Source organism: Streptomyces sp. NPDC059668, from assembly GCF_042734135.1.
Lineage (GTDB): Bacteria > Actinomycetota > Actinomycetes > Streptomycetales > Streptomycetaceae > Streptomyces.
Window position 1 is genome coordinate 27,437 of the sequence record NZ_JBHWEL010000018.1, and the last position, 21,889, is coordinate 49,325.

At 73.0% G+C, this 21,889-nt stretch carries 14 protein-coding genes; 4 read left to right on the forward strand and 10 right to left on the reverse strand.

From position 1 onward, the window contains the following. Positions 1–192: 192 nt before the first annotated feature. From ACFV2J_RS15825 to ACFV2J_RS15865, 9 genes are all read right to left on the reverse strand, one after another. The gene (locus tag ACFV2J_RS15825; protein WP_385093194.1) at positions 193–2,199 is read right to left on the reverse strand and encodes a TOMM precursor leader peptide-binding protein; all 2,007 of its coding nucleotides are present in this window, start codon (positions 2,197–2,199) and stop codon (positions 193–195) included. Further along, a complete protein-coding gene (locus ACFV2J_RS15830; RefSeq protein ID WP_385093197.1) occupies positions 2,196–2,948 on the reverse strand; it encodes an ABC transporter permease in 753 nt (250 codons plus the stop codon). The genes ACFV2J_RS15825 and ACFV2J_RS15830 overlap by 4 nt, the downstream gene beginning before the upstream one ends. Next, the gene (locus ACFV2J_RS15835) at positions 2,945–3,955 is read right to left on the reverse strand and encodes an ABC transporter ATP-binding protein (protein WP_385093205.1); all 1,011 of its coding nucleotides are present in this window, start codon (positions 3,953–3,955) and stop codon (positions 2,945–2,947) included. The genes ACFV2J_RS15830 and ACFV2J_RS15835 overlap by 4 nt, the downstream gene beginning before the upstream one ends. Positions 3,956–5,367: 1,412 nt before the next feature. Continuing rightward, on the reverse strand, positions 5,368–6,543 hold the full coding sequence (locus ACFV2J_RS15840) for a lantibiotic dehydratase C-terminal domain-containing protein (protein WP_385093199.1): 1,176 nt from the start codon (positions 6,541–6,543) through the stop codon (positions 5,368–5,370). Beyond that, complete coding sequence (locus ACFV2J_RS15845) at positions 6,540–9,317, reverse strand: lantibiotic dehydratase (protein ID WP_385439139.1); 2,778 nt, start codon at positions 9,315–9,317, stop codon at positions 6,540–6,542. The genes ACFV2J_RS15840 and ACFV2J_RS15845 overlap by 4 nt, the downstream gene beginning before the upstream one ends. An 88-nt stretch (positions 9,318–9,405) precedes the next feature. Then, positions 9,406–10,995 carry a nitroreductase family protein gene (locus tag ACFV2J_RS15850; RefSeq protein WP_385439142.1) on the reverse strand — a complete coding sequence of 530 codons (1,590 nt, stop codon included), beginning with the start codon at positions 10,993–10,995 and terminating at the stop codon, positions 9,406–9,408. A gap of 101 nt (positions 10,996–11,096) precedes the next feature. Then, positions 11,097–13,058 (reverse strand): TOMM precursor leader peptide-binding protein, encoded by a 1,962-nt coding sequence (locus tag ACFV2J_RS15855; RefSeq protein ID WP_385439146.1) that lies wholly within the window; start codon positions 13,056–13,058, stop codon positions 11,097–11,099. Further along, complete coding sequence (locus ACFV2J_RS15860) at positions 13,048–15,606, reverse strand: TOMM precursor leader peptide-binding protein (RefSeq protein ID WP_385439149.1); 2,559 nt, start codon at positions 15,604–15,606, stop codon at positions 13,048–13,050. Before ACFV2J_RS15860 ends, ACFV2J_RS15855 begins: the two co-directional genes overlap by 11 nt. 36 nt (positions 15,607–15,642) lie before the next feature. Further along, a complete protein-coding gene (locus tag ACFV2J_RS15865) occupies positions 15,643–16,731 on the reverse strand; it encodes a BTAD domain-containing putative transcriptional regulator (protein ID WP_385087473.1) in 1,089 nt (362 codons plus the stop codon). Between the two features lie 280 nt (positions 16,732–17,011). Between ACFV2J_RS15865 and ACFV2J_RS15870 the strand changes: the two genes are divergently transcribed. The 3 genes from ACFV2J_RS15870 (at position 17,012) to ACFV2J_RS15880 (ending at position 19,936) form a co-directional block, all read left to right on the forward strand. After that, positions 17,012–17,212, forward strand: a complete 201-nt coding sequence (locus ACFV2J_RS15870; protein WP_385439152.1) for a hypothetical protein — start codon at positions 17,012–17,014, stop codon at positions 17,210–17,212. A 339-nt stretch (positions 17,213–17,551) separates the two neighbouring features. Continuing rightward, on the forward strand, positions 17,552–18,934 hold the full coding sequence (locus ACFV2J_RS15875) for an NADP-dependent succinic semialdehyde dehydrogenase (RefSeq protein WP_385087477.1): 1,383 nt from the start codon (positions 17,552–17,554) through the stop codon (positions 18,932–18,934). A gap of 87 nt (positions 18,935–19,021) precedes the next feature. Then, positions 19,022–19,936, forward strand: coding sequence for an NAD(P)-dependent oxidoreductase (locus ACFV2J_RS15880; protein ID WP_385087479.1), 915 nt, complete (start codon positions 19,022–19,024; stop codon positions 19,934–19,936). A gap of 174 nt (positions 19,937–20,110) precedes the next feature. Here the strand turns inward: ACFV2J_RS15880 and ACFV2J_RS15885 are convergent, their stop codons facing one another. Next, positions 20,111–20,686, reverse strand: a complete 576-nt coding sequence (locus tag ACFV2J_RS15885) for a TetR/AcrR family transcriptional regulator (protein ID WP_385087481.1) — start codon at positions 20,684–20,686, stop codon at positions 20,111–20,113. 171 nt (positions 20,687–20,857) lie between these two features. Between ACFV2J_RS15885 and ACFV2J_RS15890 the strand changes: the two genes are divergently transcribed. Further along, positions 20,858–21,706: an SDR family NAD(P)-dependent oxidoreductase gene (locus ACFV2J_RS15890; protein WP_385087483.1), complete on the forward strand. Its 849-nt coding sequence runs from the start codon at positions 20,858–20,860 to the stop codon at positions 21,704–21,706. Positions 21,707–21,889: the final 183 nt, after the last annotated feature.

Below are 21,889 nucleotides of genomic sequence, written 5' to 3' on the forward strand. Positions count from 1 at the left end.
TCTCACCCACGCCCCCCCGCGCGCGCGCGCCGGCGGGGGGCGGGGGGGGGGCGGGGGGGCGCGGGGGGCGGGGGCGCCGCGCGGGCCCCCGTCCGTGTCCGCCCGGGTGTTGGAGGTTCCCTCCCCCGGCACACCTGCCGGCACCTGGCCGACGGACCCACAACACGCTGGGTTCGGGCGGGACTTCGAAGGTCACGGGAACGGGTGCGGCACCCGCCGCAGGTCCTCCTCACGCAGGGGCGCCGGGACCAGGCCGGCGCGGTGCGGCGCGGTCCGCAGGCGGGGCATGTGCAGAGCACGCTGGCGCAGCCAGCCGAAGTCGATCGGCAGCAGTCCGGGCGCGATGGTGGCCACCGTACGCAGCCCCATCCGGCGTTGCTCCGGGGTGGTCTGGTCGACGGCGATGACGTCGCAGCCGGCGCCGGCGAGCAGGTCACGCAGGAGCAGCAGGTCGTCGCGGAGATCCCCGGTGCGCGGCCGGCGCTCCTCCCAGCCGGCGAACAGGCCGTCGAGAGCGGCCGTGCGGGGTGGGGCGAGGTAGTTCGCGGCGTGCCGGCGCATCGCGGGCAGTCCGAACAGTGCCGCGTGGTCCGGCAGTCGTGCGACGAGGTCGAAGTCCTCTGCCATGGCGGCGAGTTCGTCGGGCCGCTCGGCGACCTGGCCGGGCAGGTGGGGGATGTAGGTGAGGATCTCGGAGACGGCGGACTCGACGGCCGTCTCCGGGTCGAAGGAGGCGCCGGCCGCGAACGCCAGTGTGCCGGGCCCTTCGTCACGGCGGACCGCGAGGCCGGTGACCACGGGGACCGGCAGGTCGACGCGGTTGTCGAAGACATGGACGTCGTAGCCCTGGAGCGCGGCCCGCGCCACCATGGCCCGCACTTTGGGGCCGTGCACCGAGGCCAGGTCGATCTCGGGCAGGGGCAGGTCGCCGTACCAGCCGAGCAGGAAGGCGTCCCGCTCGACGAGTTCCAGCAGGCCGAAGAACACGGCCTCCTCCCATGTCCCGCCGGTGGCGCAGCCGTTGGAGCACTCGAAGACGAAGTTGTCCGCACGGGTGCCCGCGCTGTAGTAGACGAGCCGGGCCGGGACGAGCACCGGACGTGCGTCGCGCAGCGACCATCCGCTGACCCACGGCAGCGGCCGGGCCGGGTCGAAGGGCTCGAGCATCGGGTCCCGCGCGTAGGTTCGGGGTTCGTAGAGTCCGCACAGGCGCGGGTCGAGGGCTCGGTCGCCCAGTTCCTGGAGGGAGGCGGTGACGACCGGGGCGTGGTGGCGGCGGTGGGTGCCGGCGTACCGTTCCAGGCCCTCCAGGAACGCCAGGTCGCGGCTGCTCGCGTAGGAGTTGGCCTGGCCGCTCCAGGTGACGTCGGTGAGTCCGGCGTAGCCGCGCATGAAGACGCTGCCGGCGACCGGCGCGGTCGTGGGCGAGGTGACGTCGGTCCAGGTGCCGCCGCCGAGCACGCCGCACACCGGGTTGGCGAGACCCTTGACCGGGAGCGGGTAGTCGGCGGGACGGCGCAGCCGGTATGCGTCCGGGCGCGGTTTCGGGCGGGAGGCCGGTGCCGAGGCGGTGTCCTGCGCGGCGGCCTGCCGGGCGGCTTCCCCGGTGAACGGGCGGCAGTGCGGGCACATCGGCTCGGGCACCAGGGGGAAGGTGCGGACCCGGAGGGTCTCCAGGTCGAGTTCGGTGATCCGCGGCAGCGCGGCGTCGGCGCCCTCGGCGGTGTGCCGGGCGGCGCCGGAGGCGATGAGGCGGTGCAGGGACCAGACGGCGTCCACGGTGTGGTCCGGCAGGGCGGGCCAGGGACCGGCCGCGGTGGTCTCCGTACCCGTCTCCAGTGCCTCCCGTTCGGTCCGGGTACGCAGCCGCTGGCGGCGCATGGCCAGGCAGGTGCCGCAGGCCGGGCCGGCGTCGGGGGCACCGCCCCAGGGTCCGAACAGCACCGCCTGCGCGGTGAGGTGGATGCCGGCCGTGCTCGGATGCGCGGACGGCGAATCCGGGCGGGCGGCGGCCGTTCCCAAGGGCCCGGACCCGGTGGGCGGTTGGCCGAGGACGTCGGCGTCGCCGATGCGGGACACGGCCGGTGCGGGCAGGCCGGCAGACGCGGCACGGATCGCCAGGCGGGCCTGGAGTTCCGCGCGGGCGGCTTCCAGGAGCGGCGCGGTCGGCGGCGCGGCAGTGGTGGTGGCAGGGGTCATGGCCGGTTGCTCCAGCGGAAGATCCGGGTGGCGATCAGGCCGAAGACCAGGGCGAACACGGCGAGGCCGGCGCAGTCCACGGCGATGTCACCGAGGTCACCGCGTCCGCCGTAGGCGTCGGTGAGGCCGTCGTTGAGGTAGTGCAGCGGCAGCACTTTGGCGACCGTGCGCAACCAGCCCGGCATGAGGTCGTCGGGGAAGAACGAGCCGGAGAGAAAGGCCATGGGCACCATGACCAGGTTGGCGATGGCCGCGACCGCCTCCGGGGTGTCTGCGACGCTGCCGACGACCAGTCCCATGGCGAGGAAGGCGGTCACACCCAGGACCAGCAGCGGAACCGCCGCCCACCACGGCCCGTCGAGTCGCAGGCCGAAGAACGGCAGCAGGGCGATGGTGGTGAAGAGCACCGTCTGCACGAGCGCGACGCACAGCGCCACGGTCCAGCGCGAGGCGAGCAGGGTGCGCAGCGGGGTCGGGGTGCGCCAGATCAGGCGGAGCAGGTCGTCCCGGCGCCACTGCATCAGGGCGAAGCCGACGGAGAACACCGCCGCGTTGCCCACGCCCCAGGAGAGCACACCCGGGGCGATGTAGTTGATGGACGACAGGCCGCCGTCGACGTGTTGGCCCTGGAAGATCAGGCCGAAGAGGACCAGGAAGGCGAGCGGGAAGGCGAAGGTGAAGAAGAGGGTCGTCTTGTCGCGGACGCTCGCGGCGTAGGTGGCCCTGGTCAGTGCGGCGTAGGCGCTCAACGGTGGTGCTCCGATCCGGTGCCGGTCAGCGTCAGGTAGGCGTCTTCGAGGGTGGGTGTGCGAACGGTGACCGTGTCGATGTCCACGAGGTCCCCGAGGGCGGTGAGGACGCGGTTGGGGACGGTCGTCTCCAGGACCAGGTCCTCGCCCTGAACGATCGCCCGGTCCACGCCGTCCAGGCCGAGCGCCGTCTCGGCGGAGAGTCCCGCGGCGGGGACGAGCAGCCGGGCGGGGGCGGCGAGGGAGCGGATGAGGTTGCGGGGGGTGTCGAGCGCGGCGACCCGGCCGTCGGCGATGATCGCCACCCGGTCGCAGAGTTCCTCGGCCTCCTCCAGGTAGTGGGTGGTGCAGATGATCGTGCGGCCCTCCGCGCGCAACGAGCGCAGTACGTCCCACAGTTCGCGCCGGGCCTCCGGGTCGAGGGCGGCCGTCGGTTCGTCCAGGAAGATCAGCTCGGGTTCGTGCAGCAGCGCGGTGGCGACGGCGAGACGCTGGCGCTGGCCGCCGGAGAGGTGGTCGACGCGGGCGTTCTCCTTCCCGGTGAGGCTGACGCGCTCCAGGGCGGTGGTCGCGGCGGCCGGGTCCATGCCGTAGAGCGCGGCGACCGTGCGCAGGTGTTCGCCTGCGGTGAGCCGGGCGAAGAACGCCGACGCCTGTGTCTGTACCCCGATCCGGGCGAGGAGCGCGGTGTCGCGCGGCCAGGGAGTCCGCCCGAAGACGGTCACGGTTCCGGAGTCGGCCTCGCGCATGCCCCCGACGATCTCCACCAGGGTGGTCTTGCCTGCGCCGTTGGGGCCGAGGATGCCGAAGAACTCGCCGTGCCGTACGTCGAGGCTGACGCCGTCCAGGGCCACCACCTCCCCGTACCGCTTGGTCACGCCGTGCACGGTGACGACCGTTCCGGTGGGGGTCTCACCGTGAGCCGTCCCGGTGGGGGTCTTGCCGGGGACGGTGTCGGTGACGGCCGGGCCGGGTGCGGCCTGGGTCTTGCTCTCGGGTGTGCTCATCGCCTCTTTCCTCGGGTGGTTCCAGGGGCTCGGGACGTCCGGGAGCGGTCCGGTGCCCGTCGCCGGGGCGGGGTGCCGCGGCGTGGCTGTGGGGGGTGCGGGGCTCGTGTCCGAGGCCTTCGGGGAGGAGGCGGTGGCACGTCCCCCGGGTGGGGTCATGGGCGTGGGCCCGCCGGAAGGGGCGGGTGCGGCGCGTCGGGAGCGGCCGTAGGAGCCGAGCGCCCACAGGAGCAGTACCGCGGCGAGCAGGGCGCCGGGCAGCCACCGGGCCAGGGCCGCGAGACCCTCCGGCAGGACGGTGCGCAGCGCCGCGCCGCACAGCGCGAGGAGCGCGGCACTCTGTACGGCCGTCAGCAGGGCGAAGCCGCCGTACAGGATCCGCAGCCGGGCGGGGTACGCGGCGAGGCCGGGGCCGCGACGGACGAGAGCGCGCGCCACGACGCCCGTGAAGTCGCGGCTCCCGGTGGCCAGTTGAGTGACGCCCAGAGCGTGGCCGAGGGCCCGGTATCCGTCGAGGGGCGGCAGCGGCAGCAGGTTGGCCAGGGCGGATACCACCCCGAGAAGGAGCAGCGCGCCGAGTGCGGGGCGGGCCTGCGCGTGGGCGGGCAGCAGTGCCCACACGGGGTAGAAGGGCACCAGGAAGAGCAGGTTGGCGAGGACTCCGGCACAGGCGGTGGCGACCTTGCGGCCCCGGCTGCCGAGGAACTGGACGTCCTCCACCGTGCAGTAGAGATACGTGGCGCCGAGGATCCAGCGCAGCCCGATCTCGGTGACGCGGCCGCCCCAGGCCCGTGCGAACAGGCCGTGGGCCAGTTCGTGGAGGGCGAGGCTGCACCACAGGACGCAGCCGACGGCGAGCAGCAGGGCGGGTTGCCGTGCCGTCTCCTCGGTCTGCCGCCACAGGGTGCCCGCCTGGACGCCGACGGCGGCGAGCAGCAGCACGGCCGCCGTGACGAGCGCGGTCGGCACGCCGGGCCGCCGGGCGGCGGTGGTCGCGTGGTGCAGCCGGTCCATGAACGCGGGAGCGTCGGCGACCAGCCGGGTGCGCCCGGCGAGTATGCCGTTCGGCGGCCGGTCGGCGACAGGCAGGGCGGGCGGTGCTGTGGCTGGGCGGGTCGGTGCGGCGGCACCGTCCAGGAGGTCGCGGCCGTGCAGCAGGCGGAGCATCTGCCCCCACTGGGCCTCGCCGAGGCGGGCGCCGAACTCGCCGGCGTAGGCGTCTCCGATCTCGTCGAGGCTGCGGCTGCCGTCGAGCCGGGCGATGATGAAGTGCTCCTTGGGGCCGATCTCCAGGCGCCGCCCGGTGCGCGGGTCCATCAGCAGATGGATGCGGCCGGTGCCGCGCACGAGGCTGGGTCCGAACACGACGTCGTCCCGCACGCGCGGACGGGCGGCGAGAAACGCGTCGGTGCTCACCCTTCGTCTCCCGGCACCCGGCCGCCGGTCGGCGTACCCGTGGCGGCGGCGCTGTCGGCGCCTCCTTCCGCCGGAGCCCCCGCGGGGTTCGGCTCCCCCGCCGTCTCGTCGCGCAGGGCGCGGGCCAGGACGTAGGAGAGGAACGCCTCGTCGCGGATGGTCATGCTCAGCCGGTTGTTGGTCATGTGCAGGTACGGCGAGAGCAGCATGGGCAGCGCGTGGGCGGGGTCGGTGGGGCTGATGTCCCGGCTGCCGTCCCACGCGCGGAAGGTCAGTTCGCCGCGCAGGGCCAACTCCTCGGCCCGGTCGCGCAGTTCGGTGCAGTGCTCGGCCCAGCCCCGCAGGAACGCCGGAAGCCTGTCCTGTTCGCCCCGGGCCACCGCGTCGCGGATGCGGCGGAAGCGTTCGGGGAGGCTTGCGCCCATCTCGGTGTAGGCGCGGTCGTATCCCTGGGTCGTGGTGTAGTTCGTCCCGTTGAACGCCCGGTCCCAGAAGGCGTGGTAGCGGTCGAGGAAGGCGAGCAGCGCCCCGTCGTCCTTGAGGAACGTGCCGGACATGACCATCATCAGCTGGGCGGAGAGCCCGAGGAGCACGGTGCGCAGATGGAGGTTCATGCTGCGCGCGGCTTCGACGACCAGGTCGCTGGAGTGCTGGAAGTGCCACTCGGCGAGTGCGACACCGCCGGGCCCGCCGTACTTGCCGTACTCGGGCTCGTAGGGCCGGTCCTCGAAGCTGTTGTTGGGGCGTAGCCGCATCCGCCCGTCGGGGCCGAGGAACTCGGCGCGCTGTTCCTCGCTGTACTCCAGGGTGAACAGGGTCTCGTACAGCTCGGCGAGGAAGCCGGCCTTCACCTCGTACAGCGCGGGGCGTTCACGCAGGAAGGCGGCGAGGGCCGTGTGTGTCCGCTCCCGGACGGCGGGGGCGTCGGCGGCCCGTCGGGGGCGCAGGCGCAGCCGCAGATGGGGGCCTTCCAGCCAGTAGTTGATGAAGAAGTACCCGGCGAGCAGGCCTTCTTCGGTGAGGTCGTCCACCAGTGGCTTGACGCACTGAAGGAGCAGCGGGCGAGGGCTGGCGGCGTAGAAGACGTGCACGGCGAGCCAGTCGCCCGGGGCGTCGTCGGTGTGCGGGCCGGTGGCCGTGGAGGATGCGGGGGAAACGCTGGGTGCGGTCATGGGGTTCGGTCCTCTTCGGGCAGGCGGGCCGGAGCGGGCAGCATTTCTACGGCGAGTTCGGCGACGTGCCGTCCGCGCGGTGAGGTCACGTGGAGTTCGCTCTCGCCGGGCAGCATCTCCTCGAAGACGGTGCGGGCCTGCCTTCCGGCCAGGAGGCCCTCCAGGGCGGTGAGGGACAGCGGGCTCTCGAAGTCGACGTACTGGGGTTTGGAGCCGCCGAACCAGCCGCCGCTCCCGCCGGCGGTCTCCTCGTGGACGGTGGCGAAGACCTGGGCGGGCAGTCCGTGCCGGACGCGCCAGCGGTGCCAGGCGAGGTACCACTCGCCGACGGTGTCGTCGGGAGCGCGCGACGGGAGGCTGCCGTCGGCCGCCGTCCAGGAACGCCGCTGGAGAACGAGGGAGTGGTGACGGACCCGGGGCCGCCGGGTGACGCCCGCGGTCTCCGGTCCGGCCGGCACCCCGCGCCACACGTCCGGCACGGAGCGGGCGGTCGGCGAGAACAGGAGCAGGGTGCGGGGGATCTCGGGCAGGACCATGGGGACGAGGTAGCCGAGGTAGAGCGGAACGACTTCGCGGTCCAGGCGGCGCGAGCGCAGGACGAGCCGGTCGGTGTCCGGGTCGTGCACGGCGTGGAGGTCGTCCAGGTGGAGGCGGGCCTCTTCCGGGGCGGTGCTGTGCTCACCGGGGCAGACGATCTCGTAGTCCGTCAGCCGGCCGTGGAGGTTGAGGTTGGTGGTGGCGGCACCGGCGGTGATCTCGGCGAAGACCGCCCCCGGCGGAAGCAGTCCGCGCAGTTCCCCGCGCAGCGCGTCCGTCAGGCCGGTCACCTCGTCCGTGCCGTCGAAGCAGTGGGTGAAGCGGGTGAAGGGGAAGCACAGGCCGCCGAAGGAGTCGTTGAGCACGACCAGCGGATCACCGTCGCGGCGGGCGAGTTGGAGGAAGTGGCTGTGCGGCTGGAAACCGGGCGCGGCGCTGCCCAGTGCTTCGGCCACCTCGTTCACGGCGTCGTCGTCGAGGACGAACTCCTCCGCGTCGGGGTCCAGTTCGGCCCAGCTCGTGCGCATCCGGGCGGTCAGGGCCGCTCGTGCCCGGTCGACCGCGGCGATCTCCGGCATGCCGAGCCAGTTCTCCTCCGGGGCGTGGCTGCCGTCCGGGAGGCGGTCGTCCTTGGTCGCGGTGAACTGGAGGTACTGCCGGAAGATGTCCTCGTGGAAGTCGTGGACCAGCCGGAGCAGGTCCTCGCACCGCCCGCCACGTCCGAAGCGGGCGAGGAAGAAGCCTTTGAGGGTGAGCCGTTGGGGCAGGGCCACGTCGAAGGCGGGCAGCACACGGCCGACCGAGCGGAGTGGACGGGCGGCGAGCGCGGTCCACTCGGAGAGGCCGGCGGTGGTGGTGCCGGCCGACACGTCCTCGTAGACGAGGGTCTGCGGGAGTACGGGCCGTTCGGCGCCGAGGTCGGCCTGGAGGGCGAGGAGGTCGGCGCGGAGTTTTCTGAGCAGGGTGCGGCGGCCGGGGACGTCCGCCGCCGGGTACCTGGCGAGGACATCGGCGGGCCCGTCCAGGCGGGTCGCGAGCTGGTCGGCCCAAGGGCGTTCGAGTGCGCGCAGCGACCGCTGGACGGCGGCTGTCGGGTCGGGGTCGTGAACTGCCAGGGAGAGGGTGGGCAGTTGCAGCATGCCGAGGTCGAGCAGGGCCGTGAGATAGTGCCCGGCGGCCTCCTCGTCGGCGTCGGTGGTGGTGGTCAGCCAGCGGGCCAGGTCACTGTGGCGGAGGGCGCCGTCGTGGTCCCGCAGCAGGGCGAGCATCGCGTCCAGGGTGCCCCTGCGGCGGAGGAAGAGGAGCCGGTCCTGTGCGGCGTCGAAGCTGACCGGGGCGCTGTCGTCGCCCGCGGTGACGGCGCGCTGGACGTAGCGGATGCGGTCGTCGTCCAGTTTCCATCCGGAGGCGAGGGCCACGGGCAGGTCGGCGCGGCGCCGCGGGTCGGCGGCGACCAGCTCGGCGAGCCGGGTGAGCACGACCACGTTGAGCCGGCAGTGCCCGGTCCAGTCGTCGCCGACGCGGGTCGTGGCCGGTGTGCCGTCTTCGGCCGGCGTCTCGAAGCTGCCGAGGGCGACGCCGGTGAGAGTGCTGAAGGGGCTGGTCTTGCACGCGGTGCGGTAGACGTACGAGAGCAGGGAGCGTTCCATCTTCCGGGTCCGCTTGCCGGGGACCTGGGCCGGGTCGGCGGGGGCGGCGGCGAACGCGTCGAGCCGTTCCTCGAGCGTGGGCGAGGCGAGCAGCAGGCCTTGGCGCAGCCGGTCGTCCAGGGCCAGTTCGCGCAGGGCGCCGCGGGTGCGGGCGAGCCCGGCCGCGAGGACGGTCTCGCCCTCGGCGCGCAGCCGGTCCCAGTGGACGCGGGCGTCGAGCCAGGTCGTGAGGTCGGCCCCGGTGTCGCCGCCGATGTCGGCGGCGAGGGTGCGGGCCGCTTCGAGGTCGTTCGGCAGACGGTTGTTGAAGACGTTTCGGCGCAGCGCGAGCAGGCGGCGGCGCAGCGTCGCGTCCTCGGTGGCGCCGACCACGGCGGACAGCGGATCGCTGAGTGCGGCGCCGAGGGCGCCGAGGCGGTCCTCCTCTGCGGCGGCCCGGACGGCCCAGTCCGCCGCCTCGGGGGTGCGCAGGGCGACGACGGTGTCGACGGGCAGCCCCGCGACGCGCAGCATGAAGCGGCTGTGCAGGCCGGCGGAGCCGTCGGCGGTGGTGGTGTCCTGGGCCGGGCTGGTGGCGGTGGGGCTCACGCCCTCCCCCTTTCCTGTGGGGTGTGCTGCCGTCCGCGGGAGGGGCGCCGTGTCGACCGGCGGCCCACGGGCGGGACGGGGCTTCGGGTCACGGCGCGACGATGTCGTAGCGGTAGTCGGCGGAGCGGGGACGCTCATGGCCGATCATCATGATCAGGAGCGGGATCTCGCCCCGCTCGGCCAGCCCGAGTTCCTCCTCGAAGGAGACGCTGTCGAAGCCGAGGGCGACGCCGCAGCCGGTTCCGGCTGCGGCGGAGGCGGTGTAGACGGCCTGGGCGACGGCGCCGACGACGGCGTTGACCAGGCGGTAGCCACGGTCGCCGACGGCGTCCAGCACGGCGTGTGTGCGGGCCACCGGCACCAGGACGGCCGCGGCCTGCTCCACGTTGTAGTTGGCGAGGAAGTAGTTCTGCTGGAGAAAGGGGCCGTGGTCCCCCGTTCTCATCACGACCAGTTCACCGGTGTCCCGGTCGTACTCGTAGAGGCCGGGGGGCACGTCGCGGACATGGTTGACGAAGACGCACAGCCGGGCCAGGGGCGCGCCGCCGGGCGATTCGGTGTCGCTGTCCAGCGTGCCCGCGGCGACGGCGGCCCGCAGGGTGACCGACAGGCGTGCCGCGTCGAGCGGTTCGGCGGAGGTGAACCGGCCGAAGCTGCTGCGGCGTTCGCGTAGCGCCCGGCGCACGGTGGTCTCCAACGGCGGGGGCGCCGGCAGCGGCACCCGGTCGCCGGGACCGGTGGGCTCGGCGAGAGCGCCGTCCAAGACGCCGGGCGCGGGCCGGTCGTCGGCGCCGGCCAGTGTGGCGGCGTGGATGCGGCGCAGGGTCGGGAAGGCCAGCACCAGACGGGACTTCTCGTCGGGCAGCCGCCGCACGGAGGCGCCGGGTGCCGGCGGTGCGGGCGTCGCCGGTGCGGCGCCGGCCCAGCGCAGGGGTACGACGGCGAACACGCCGTCCTCTTCGGGGGTCAGCCCGAGCAGCCGGCCGAGCCGGGGCTCGTCGAACCACAGGGCGCTGCCGAGGTGGAGGCCGTGTGCGCGGGCCCACATGCGCCAGGTCTGCACGAGGGCACCGATGTCCATCGTCACGGCGTGGTAGCAGAAGCTGTTGTACTTGAAGGAGTTCTGCCAGAACGTGACGCCGAGGACGAGGAACTGGTCGGTCCCCGCGGCTTCTTCCAGGTCGCCGAGGGCCGCGCGGACCTCCGCGCTCACGTCGCCCGACAGGAGCCGGGTGACCCGGTGGTGCGGAGTGTCGTAGTAGTAGACGCCCGGTGTCAGGGGTCCGCTCGCTCCGCTGATCCAGTGGACCCCGATGGGGTAGAGGCCTCCGCCGGAGGCGGTCCCCCGGGACCAGTTGGCGTGCGAGTAGAACGGCAGGGAGCCCAGGTCGGTGTTGGCCTGGACGGCGAGGCGGCGCCCGGTCAGACCGTAGGAGTCCCGGAGCATCGCTCCGAGCAGCGGCAGTGTGAACGCTCCGGTTCCGCTCGGGCCGAACAGGCCCTGGCCGAGGGTCGCGTCCTCGGCGCAGCCGCCGTCCGGCAGGGGTACGGACGGCGCGCCGGGGAAGAACTTCCCCTTGCGCGGACGGTCGGACCAGTCCGGGACGAAGTCGGCGGGCTCCATGGGGACCCGGCCCCGCCGCATCACCGCGGTCGCGTACTCATGGGCGTATCCCACGGTCACTCCCTCTTCTGCTCGTTCTCGCATGGGGTGGCCGCCAGGGGCTGAGGTTCCCGGCGGCGGATGGCAGGTGGTGCGGATGGCAGGTGGTGCGGATGTCAGGGGAAGGGGTGGGGGGCGGGGTTGAGGTCGTCCGGTGCCAGGTCGCCGACGCGGAGTCCGGCCTCGCGCAGCGCGGTGCGGACCCTCGGCATCAGGGGGCCGCGCTGCCGGCTCCAGCCGAAGTCGATCGGGATCAGACCGGGCACCAGGACCTTGACCGTGTGGAAGCCGAGGGCCCGTTGTTCGGCGGCGGTCTGGTCGACCACGACCACGTCGAATCCCCGTGCCGTCACGGCGCCGACGCACGCCTCCACGTCCTCCCGCAGGTCGGCGGAGGCGGCAGGAGTGCCGGGCGCGGTGACCAGTGAGGACAACGGCACCCGGTCCGACTCGTCGCGGCCGCGCAGCAGGAAGTCGGTGTACCGGCCCATCTCGGGCAGTCCGTACAGGAGCGGGTGGTCGTGCAGCACGCGCACCTCGCCGAAGTCGTTCGCCATGCGGCGCAGTCGGCGTTCCTCGCGGGCGGTGCGGCGGCGGAGGTTGACGGAGTCGGTGGCGATCTCGCAGAGTCCGCCGGCGAGCGCGTCCTCCGGGTCGAGGGAGGCGCCGGCGCCGAAGCAGAGCAGTCCGGGTCCGCCGTCGACGCGTTCGGCGACCGCGGTCACCACCGGCACCGGGAAGGTGACGCGGGTGTCGAAGAACCGTGCGCGGTAGCCGTACATCGCCAGCCGGTCGACCATGGCACGGGTCGCGGGCCGGGTGCTGCTCGACGGGTCGATCTCGGGCAGCCGGGCCCGGCCGAACCAGGCCAGCAGGAACGCGTCGCGCTCGACGGTCTCCATCAGTCCGTGGTAGACGGCCTCGGTGGGACTGCCCCCGGAGGCACAGCCGTTGGAGCTCTCCTGGACGAAGCGCCGCCGCACGCCGCCCGGTGCGTGGTAGTAGGCCGTGATCTCCGGTACCAGGACCGGCCGGTCGTCACGCAGCGACCAGCCCCACACCCACCGCACGGGGCGGTCCGTGGCGAAGCGCGGCGCGTCCGGTTCGGCGGCGTGGAAGGCGTCGGAGTACAGGCCGGTGACGCGCGGGTCGACCGCCGTGTCACCCAGGTCGTCGTACGCGGCGGTCACCACGGTCCGCTTGGCGCGGGCGCGCATCCCGGCGTACCGCTCGAGACCCTCCAGGAGCCCCACCCGCACGCTCGCACCGTAGGTCCCGGTGTGGCCGCCCCAGTAGCACTCGCGCAGGTAGTCGCCCGAGCGGGTGGTGAACGCGCCGACCGTGGAAGAGGTCGAGGCGGACGTCAGGTCTGGGACGACGGACGGGCCGAGCATGCCCGTGACGGGGTTGGCGAACGCCTCCACCACCAGGTCGTAGGCGTGCAGGGGGCGCAGCCGGAAGCCACCCGGTGCGTGCTTGGGGCTGGGGTCGAGTGTGATCCTGGCGGCCTCGGGGGTGTCGTCGGTGCGCGACCCGCAGGACGGGCACTCACCGTCCGGCACCAGCGGAAAGCGGGCGACGCGCAGCGTCTCCAGGTCCAGCAGCCAGACCCACGGATGGCGGGCGGGGCGCGGTTGCCCGGCCGCCGCCGCGACGAGGGCGGACAGGGCGTCCACCACGAAGTCGGCCCGCCACGGCGGGGCGCCGGTGGCCCTGGTGTCCTCGCCGCGCTCGACGGCGTCCCGCAGGTGCCCGGCCCGTACCGACTGCCAGCGGCGGGCCAGACATTTCGGACAGCCGGGGGCGCCGTCCACGGCCGGCGGACCGATCACGGCATGGTGTCCGTACAGCCCGACGGGTACGGCCCCGGGGGCGAGATCCGACGGCTGGTCGTCCAGTTCGTCACGCCGGCCGAGGGGGGTCACCAGGGCCGACGGTGTGCCGGGGTGGCGTCGGGCACGTTCCGCGAGCGCCGTGGTGAGTGCGGCGCACACCTCGTCCCACGGTCCGGCGGGCAGCGGTTCCCGTGGTGCGGCCCGGTCGCGCGGCGCGGCCACGGTCACGGTCTCAGTCGGCACAGGGCGCTCCGCGGGTCAGCAGGACGCGCACCGCGTGAAGGTGACCGGCCGCGAGGTCGGGGGCGGGAATCGGCACCGCGAAGGCGTCCCGGCCGGCGGCGGCGAGGCCGTCGAGGACGGCGGCCCAGGTGGTGCCGGTGTCGGGAAGGGGTACGACCGTGTCGGCGACGAGGGTGGAGGCGTCGAGGTCGGCCCACAGCGGGTCACCGGTGTCGGGTTCGTCGGCGGCGTCGCGTAGTTGCTCGGCGCCGAGCAGGTCGCGCAGCGCCGCCCGTACGGCGTCGCGGTGCCGCAGGCCGCTGCCGGTCGCCCAGCGCACCGCGCCGGTCTCCGCGTCGGTGAGGCGGGCCAGGGCGACGGGCAGCAGACCGCCGCCCGCGGCGGTGAGGTCGAGGATCTCCACGGTGGCGCCGAGGTTCTCCGCCGAGCGCAGCAGGAAGAGCGCCTCCGGACCTCCGGCGTCGACGAGGGAGGAGTGGTCCACCAGTTGCACCGGGGCGTTGCGGCGGACGGCGCCGCGCAGGCCGTCGAGGGCGAGCGCGGTCCCCAGGGCGCGGGTGAGCGCGGCCCGCGGACCGCCGGCGGCGCCGGTGCCCGCCGAGGTCCGTTCGAAGAGTCCCCGGTCGTTCCAGCCGCCCAGGGTGCGGACGGCGCCCGACGGCACCAGCACGGTCCGCCCGTCGGTCAGGGAGACGGCCTCGCTCCAGTGGGCGACCCGGTCACTCGGGACGTCGAGACCGCTGGAGACCGTCAGTGCGGCCGGCGTGACGCGCGTCCACTTGCCGGTTGCCGCCCGCAGGTCCTGGGCGTCGAGGATCCGGGGCGGCACCACGTGTTCCGCGTAGACCTCCGCGGCACGGAACAGCGCGGTGAGGCGCGCACCGGCCACAGTGTGGACGTCGGCGGCGGAGATCCGGCGCGTCCGGCCGGGCGCGACGCCCAGGAGGACGGTGCTGACCTTGAGCGGGGTCTGCTCCCAGTCCTCGTCGGCGAACGCGGTGAAGACGCCGGCCCGTTCGTGGACGAGGACGTCCCGCTGCTCCAGTGCCGTGAGCAGGGCCTTGGCGGCATCCTCGTCGGCGGCTCCGTCGGCGGGCGGCGCGGCGGGCTCGTCGTCCGGGTGGGGCGTACGCAGCAACTCGCCCGGGAGAGCGGCGGGTTCGGCCACGCCGGTGTCCGCGGCGGGGACGGTGACCTGCTCGGCTACGGCGACGCCCCCGGCCATGTCGGAGTTCCCGTGCCCGTGGGAGGTCTCGATCACGGCAGAGGCCTCGGCCCCACCGGAGGTCTCGATCACGGCGGAGACCTCGGCCCCACCGGAGGTCTCGGCGGCGCCCGTGTGCTCGATCCGTGCGATGTCCTGGATCCCCCCGGCTTCCTCGGCCATGCCCGTTTCCCCGGTCGCGCAGTACGGGCAGCGGGGGTGCGGAAGCAACGGCTCGGTCAGCACGTCGAGGGAGTCGAGGTCCTGGACGACGATCTGGTTGCGGGTCTCGGCGGGCAGCGCCCCGGTGACGAGGCGGAACACCTCGAAGGCGAGCAGGTTGCCGAGCATGCCCGCGAGTGGGCCGGCGAGGTCGGGCGAGACTGTGCCCAGTGGCGCGGCGGGGCCGACCGAGGCCCACAGTTCCGCGCTGTCGGCGGCGTCGGCGCCCGCGCCGAGCCGCAGTGCGGCGCAGCACCAGCAGCCGGGAGTCCCCGCGGTCATCACCGGACCGACGACGGCCCGGTTGCCGAACGTCCAGGCGCCGAGCAGGCGGCGGCCCGCGGGTACGCCCTCGCCGAGCAGCCGGAGCAGCTGACGGCGCCCGGCCGCGCCGGTGACCAGGACGGTGTCCCAGCCGTCGAGATCCGACCAGCCGTAAGTGCCCTCGGCAGAACGGGCGTTGACAGTGGCCGGATCCCCTTCGAGCGATGCGGCGGGGGCGGGCAGGCGTTCCAGGCGGGGTGCGCAGCCCGCATCGGTGAGGGCCGCGGCCTCGGCGTCGAGGTCGTCGGTCCCCTCGACGCCATGGAGTTCGTGGGACAGCACGTCGTTCGGCAGGGCCGGTTCGGTGACGGCCACGGCGGCGCAGCCGTTGCGGAGCAGGCCGAGCGCCGCCCACCGGGCCACGGCGTCGTCGCCCAGGACCGCGACCGGGGTGGAACGGAAGCGCAGGAACCGGCCAGGTGCGTCGTTCGCGTAGTGGTCGAGGTAGTCGAGCTGATGGGAGAAACGTTTCACCACCTGTGCCGACAAAGCGTCCGCGGGCGGTGTGAGCCCGGCGTCCCGGGCGAAACCACGCGCGTAGAGTGCGCGCACGAGTTGGACCACCATGTCGCGCTGCTTGTCCCCCAGGCCGGCGCACAGCTCCTCGACCCGGCGCTCGCCGTCGAGATGGGGCACGATCAGTGCGGCGAAGCGGTACGCGGACTGGGTGACGACGTTGAACCCGCCGTGGGCGTTGTGGAAGAGCACCCCGGACGGGGTCCGGGTGAACAGGACGTCCCTGCGGATGCGGGGCCGCGACTGAGCGATCTCCTCGTGGGACGCGGGAACGTGGGCCATGGGGTGCGTAAACCTCCGAAGTGCGGGGGGGGACGGTCAGCCGGTGGTCGGCGGGGGGAAATCCGTCGGACCGGGTGAGGCGGCGGTCGGGAGACTGGTGCCGGCCGCTTGGACGAAGAGCCGAAGCAGGTCGTGGACGCGGTACCGGCCGGACGGATCCTCTTCCAGCAGCCCGGCGTTGACGAGGGCGCGCAGGACCAGGGTGCCCGGGGCCGGGAGTGAGCCCCGCCCGAGACCGTACGGCGCCCCGGCGGGCGGGGGCGGAACACCGGCATTGGTCAACTCGGGTCGCGCGCCGGTCGGTTCGCCGCGCAGGACGGCGCCGTGCAGCTCGCGCAGTGCCGGGCCCGGTTCCACACCCAGCTCCGACGTGAGGTGCGCGTGGATCCTGCGGTACTCGGTGAGTGCCTCGGCGCGTCGCCCGGAGCGGTACAGGGCATCGATGAGCAGGGCGGACAGCCCCTCATGGCCGGGATCGGCCCGGACCGCCTCGCGGGCGTCGGCGACCATCTCCCGGTGTCGCCCCAGGCTCAGTTCACCGTCGAAGACGCGCTCGACCGCGAGGAGCCGCTCCTCGACGAGGCGGGGCACGAGGTCACGATGGAGCTCGTCGGAGTGGACGTTGCCGAGGACCGGGCCCTTCCAGAGACGCAGCGCGGTACGGGCGAGACGCAGCGCGGACTCGGGGTCCTCGCTGGCGGCGGCCCGTCGCACCAACTCGCGGAACTGGAGCAGGTCGAGGGTGTCGGCGTCGGCGTGGAGACGGTAGCCGCCGGGGACGGCCTCGATCGCGTGGTCGGCCACGCCGTACTTCGCGAAGAGCCGGCGCAGCCGCAGTACGCAGGTGTGCAGCGCCGATCGGCCACCGGCCGGTGGCCGGGTTCCCCAGACCACACGCTGAAGCAGGTCGGCGGAGACGACGGCGCCAGGGTGCAGAAGGAGCGCGGCGAGCAGCGCACTGGGTTTGGAGGGTTGCAGCACGACCGTCTCGTGGCCGTCGGTGATGGCCAGCAGACCAAGCACCAGGAAGCGGGGCCGGTTGTCGGCTCCTGCCGCGGCGGCAGTACGTTCAGCGAGGGCGCCGTCGGGCGCGGGGGCACCGGTCTTCACCACAGCCTTTCGCATCGCACGGTGGGTGGGGTGGTCCACCAAAGGCATGACAGGGCAGCCCACTTGACCGCGCCGGGGGTGTGTGGCGGGTACAAGTTCGTTGCCGAGAGGGGAACTTAGATTCGATCAGGACACCGCGTCCAGTGGTTGGCATGAAACATCTGGTGACGCGTGCGGCCGCCGGGACTCCGGACGCTCGGGTGCGGGGGTGTGGTTTTGGCGGGTGGCCTGCCAGGGCATACGCTCCGGGAGGAGTGCGGGGGGACCTCCGTGCGCCGCACTCAGGGGAGGATTCATGCCGTGGTGGGCGCTGATTCCGGTCGTCTCGATGATCACCGGACCCGTCGCTCTGTACCTCATGACCCGACGCAAGCGTCGGCCCGAGGTCGCCGATGAGCGCTACGAGGAGCTCTCGCGGAAGTACACCGCCCTGCTGGAGGACTCCACGTCGGGCGAGCTGCCCAACGGCCGGGCCCGCTACCCGGATACGCGCTGAGAGGCACTTGGTCCCGTTGTCCGACCAGGTGGCGAAGCCCCAGGTCGGCGCCCCCACTCCCCCGCCTCCCTCGTGAAGCGGTGATCGGCCGCCGCTTCCGGGTGCCGCCATGTCCGGGTGTCCGCACGTGCCGCGTCTCCGTCGCCCTGCCGGGTGATCGGCGGAGGATCAGAGGCAGGCGTGCGGGCCGCGCAGCAGGCCGTCCGTGTCGGGTCGGCCGGGTGCCGGCCCGGCGGCGGAAAGCGCTGCCGCACATGAGGGGCGACAGTACGTGAAACCCGTCAAACTAGGACAAACGGGTGAATTGCATCTCTTATCGAGTGGCCATACCGTGGAATCATGGCTATCGCAACCACGAGTCCTGTGACGGGTGAGGTACTCAGGCGGTTCGACGAGCTGACTCCCGAAGAACTGGAGGACAAGCTCGCACGGGCGGTGGCAGCGGCCGCCACGTACCGGCTGACCAGCGTCGAGGAGCGGGCGGGGTGGCTGCAGCACGCGGCCGACCGCCTGGAGAAGGAGGTCGAGAGCGTCAGCGAGATGATCACCACGGAGATGGGCAAGACCTTCCGGGCGGCGGAGCAGGAAGTGGTCAAGTGCGTGCACGGGCTGCGGTTCTACGCCACCGAGGGCCCCGCGTTCCTGCGCGACCTGGACGGTGACGCCGAGCGCGTGGGCGCCAAGCGCGCGTTCGTGACGTATCAGCCGATCGGTGTGGTGCTCGCGGTGATGCCGTGGAACCTGCCGCTGTGGCAGGCCATGCGGTTCGCCGCGCCCGCCCTGATGGCGGGGAACGTGGGTCTGCTCAAGCACGCCTCGAACGTGCCGCAGTGCGCCCTGTTCCTGGAGGAGCTCTTCCGTGACGCGGGCTTCCCGGACGACGCGTTCCAGACCCTGCTGATCTCCTCCGGAAGGGTGGAACAGGTGCTGCGCGACCCGCGGGTGGCTGCGGCGACACTGACGGGCAGTGAGCCGGCCGGGCGGTCGGTGGCCACCATCGCGGGCGACGAGATCAAGAAGGTGGTCCTCGAACTCGGCGGGTCGGACCCGTTCATCGTCATGCCCTCCACGAACCTGGAGCGGGCCACCGATGTCGCGGTCAAGGCGCGGTGCCTGAACAACGGGCAGTCCTGCATCAACGGCAAGCGGTTCTTCGTGCACCAGGACATCGGTGACGCGTTCATCGAGATGTTCGTGGCGAAGATGGGCGCGCTGGTGGTCGGCGACCCGATGGACAAGGGCACCGATGTCGGTCCGCTGGCCACCGAGTCCGGCAGGCGGGATGTCGAGTCGTACGTCGACGACGCCGTCGAGAAGGGCGCGACGGTGCTGCTGGGCGGCCGACGCCCGGACGGGCCGGGCTGGTTCTACCCGCCCACCGTGCTGACAGGCATCACGCCGGAGATGCGGATGTACCACGAGGAGGTCTTCGGCCCCGTCGCGCAGGTGTGGACGGTGCCTTCCCTGGAGGAGGCCCTGCGCGAGGCCAACGGGCACCCCTACGGCCTCGGTTCGAACCTGTGGAGCGAGGACGAGGCCGAACGCGAACTGTTCGTCCGCGACGTGCAGTCGGGCATGGCCTTCATCAACGGCAACACGACCAGTTATCCCGAGATTCCCTTCGGCGGGGTGAAGCGCAGCGGTTACGGGCGCGAACTGTCGGACCTGGGCATGCGGGAGTTCATGAACGCCAAGACCGTCTGGGTCGGCCAGGACGCCTGACCCCGGGGCCCGTGCGGCAGCCGGCGGTACCGGCATGCGCGTCGACCGTCGCGGCGCGGGGTCCGTCGACCGTATGGAGGCGCGACGATGAGCGGAGCCCACCGGACCCCGTCGGACGGGACGGGAAGCCCCATGGTCGCCGTGCTCGGCACGGGCACCATGGGGGATGCCATGGCACGCAACATCGCGGCGGCGGGCCTGCGGCTGCGTGTGTGGAACCGCAACCGTGCCGACGCCGAACCGCTGGCCGACGCGGGCGCCACGGTGTGTGACTCGCCGGCCGAGGCCTGCCGCGGCGCCGATGTCGTGCTGACGGCGCTCGCGAACGAGAAGGTGGTCGCCGACGTGATGGACCGGGCTCGCGACGGCCTGACGGACCGCACGGTGTGGGTGCAGATGTGCACGGTCTCTCCGGACGGGGGCCGCCGTCTCGCGGATCAGGCGACCGGCCTGAACGTCGGGTACGTGGAGGCCCCCGTACTGGGCACCAAGGAACCTGCCGTGGCCGGCACCCTGACCATCCTGGCCGCCTCCCCGCAGCGGGAGGCACGCGAGGAAGTGCGCCCGGTCCTGGAGGCGGTGGGCTCACGCACGGTGTGGCTCGACCAGGTCGGGCAGCCGAGCAGTCTCAAACTCGCCTACAACGCCTGGGTCCTGACCACTGTCGAGGGGATCGCGGAGTCCCTCACCCTCGCCGGCGCCCTGGGGGTCGACCCCCGCCTGGTCATCGACGTCATCGACGGCAGCGGCCTCAACAGCCCCTATGTCCAGAGCAAGGGCCCCAAGATGATCGACGACGACCTCGACACCCCTTCCTTCCCCCTCGAAGCGGCGGCCAAGGACGCCGGCCTGATCACGGACACCGCCCGCGCCGCCGGTCTGCACCTCGGCATCGCGGAGGTGGTACGCGAACGTCTCGACCGCGCGGCCGACGACGGACTCGGCCGCGCGGACGTCGCCGCGACCTACCGCATGTCCCGGCGGGCCAGGCCACATCCTTGACCGGACCGTCCTTACGGGAACGGGGGGAGAGACGGGCGACGGACGATCCCCCGTTCCGGTCCCCACTCCCTGGCATCGTGCGGCGGCGCGGGCACGCGGGCGTCGACCGAGGTCCGTCGCGGTTGCCCGGAGCCTCCGCTCCGCGGCTCGACCAGGGGCTCGCCGTGACGGCGCCTACGTACCCCTGGACGCCAGCGCCTCCACGCCCGCCCGCAAGAAGGTCATGACCGCGACGATGTCGTCGCGTGTCGGCGTGGGTCCCAGGGAGGAGCACAGGGCTGCCGCGGCCGCGGCTGCCATGCGGGCGTCCCGCTCGTCGGGAGGCGCGTCCATGTCCTCGACGAGGCGACGCGCTCCGTTCTCGACGATCTCGGCCATACGCGCCTTGTGGGGAGCCTGCAGTTGGGGGTTGAGGGCGAGCATGCGCTCGGTGCGTGCGCCGAGTTCCCGGGGATGGTCCAGTTCGCCGTACAGCCAGTGCTCAACGGCGTCGATGATGCTCCAGCCCGGTTCACGCTCGGCGATGGCGGCGTGGAGTCGGGCTTCGAGCTCGTCGAGGTGTGCCAGGGCGAGATCGAGTTTGGCGGGGAAGTACAGGGTGACCGTGCGCCGGGAGACCTCGGCTCTCTCGGCGATGTCGGTGATCGTGGCCGGCTCGTAGCCACGCTCGGCGAAGAGCTCGTGGGCGGCACGCAGGATCGCCTCGCGCTTCTTGTCCTTGTTCCGCTGTCTCAGACCGCCCGTCTCCATGGCGCCGACTCTACCACCCGGGCAATTTTACACTCGGTGTAATAACGTTTAAGGTGCGGGGCACGCGGGGCCTACGGGGAGTCGGGCTGTCGTGGTCCGGCAGCTGTCCGCCGACCGCGATCCGCAGTCCTCCCCCGTCGACCTCGACAGTGACGTCCCGGAGGAGTGGGCATGAATCGACCGCTGGCCGGCAAGGTCGCCGTTGTCACAGGCGCGAGCCGGGGGGTGGGCAAGGGAATCGCGCTCGAGCTGGGCGCCGCCGGCGCGACGGTCTACGTGACCGGTCGCAGCGACGCGGCGGGGCGCCTTCCCGGCACGGTGGACGAGACCGCCGAGGCGGTGACCGCGTTGGGCGGCAAGGGAACAGCCGTCGTCTGCGACCACCGCGGTGACGAGCAGGTGGCGGCCGTCTTCGAGCGCGTACGCCAGGAGTCCGGGCGGTTGGACCTGCTGGTGAACAACGTCTTCTCGGCACCGGACCTCGGTGCGTGGCTCGGCATGCCTTTCTGGGAACTGCCCCTCGCCGCGTGGGATCAGGTGCTGGACATCGGCACACGGTCGCACTACGTCGCGAGCGTCTACGCGGCTCCGCTGCTGTTCGCCGCGGAGAGGGGGCTGATCGTCAACATCTCGTCGGCGGGCGCACGCCAGTACTCCCACAACACCCCTTATGGCGTGGGCAAGGCCGCGCTCGACAAGATGACGGCCGACATGGCCGTGGAACTGGGTCCGCGGAACGTCTGCGTCGTCTCCGTGTGGCCGGGTCTCGTACGCACCGAGTTGGTGGACGCGGCCGCGCGGACGACGGGACACGGCCGCTCCGAGATCGAACTCCCCGGCGAGGGCAGGTTCGACGTCGGCTCGGCGGAGTCGCCGCGTTTCGTCGGGCGGGGCGTCGCGGCGCTGGCGGCCGACCCGGCGGTACGGGACCGCTCGGGAACCGCGGTGTCCACGAGCGATCTCGCACACCACTACGGCTTCACGGACGTCGACGGCACGATGCCGGCCGCGGTGAACTGAAGCAGCCTCATCGCGATCACCCTGTGTCGGTGAGTGGCGGGGCGAAGGTGCGGGACCGTGGCCGTGGGGGGGGGGGGGCCCCCCCCCCACCCCAACCAGCCCACACACCACCCCCCCCCCGGGCAGCGCCGGGGGGAGAGGAAAAACGACAACCACCACCAAACACGCAAGACGAGGTAGGTG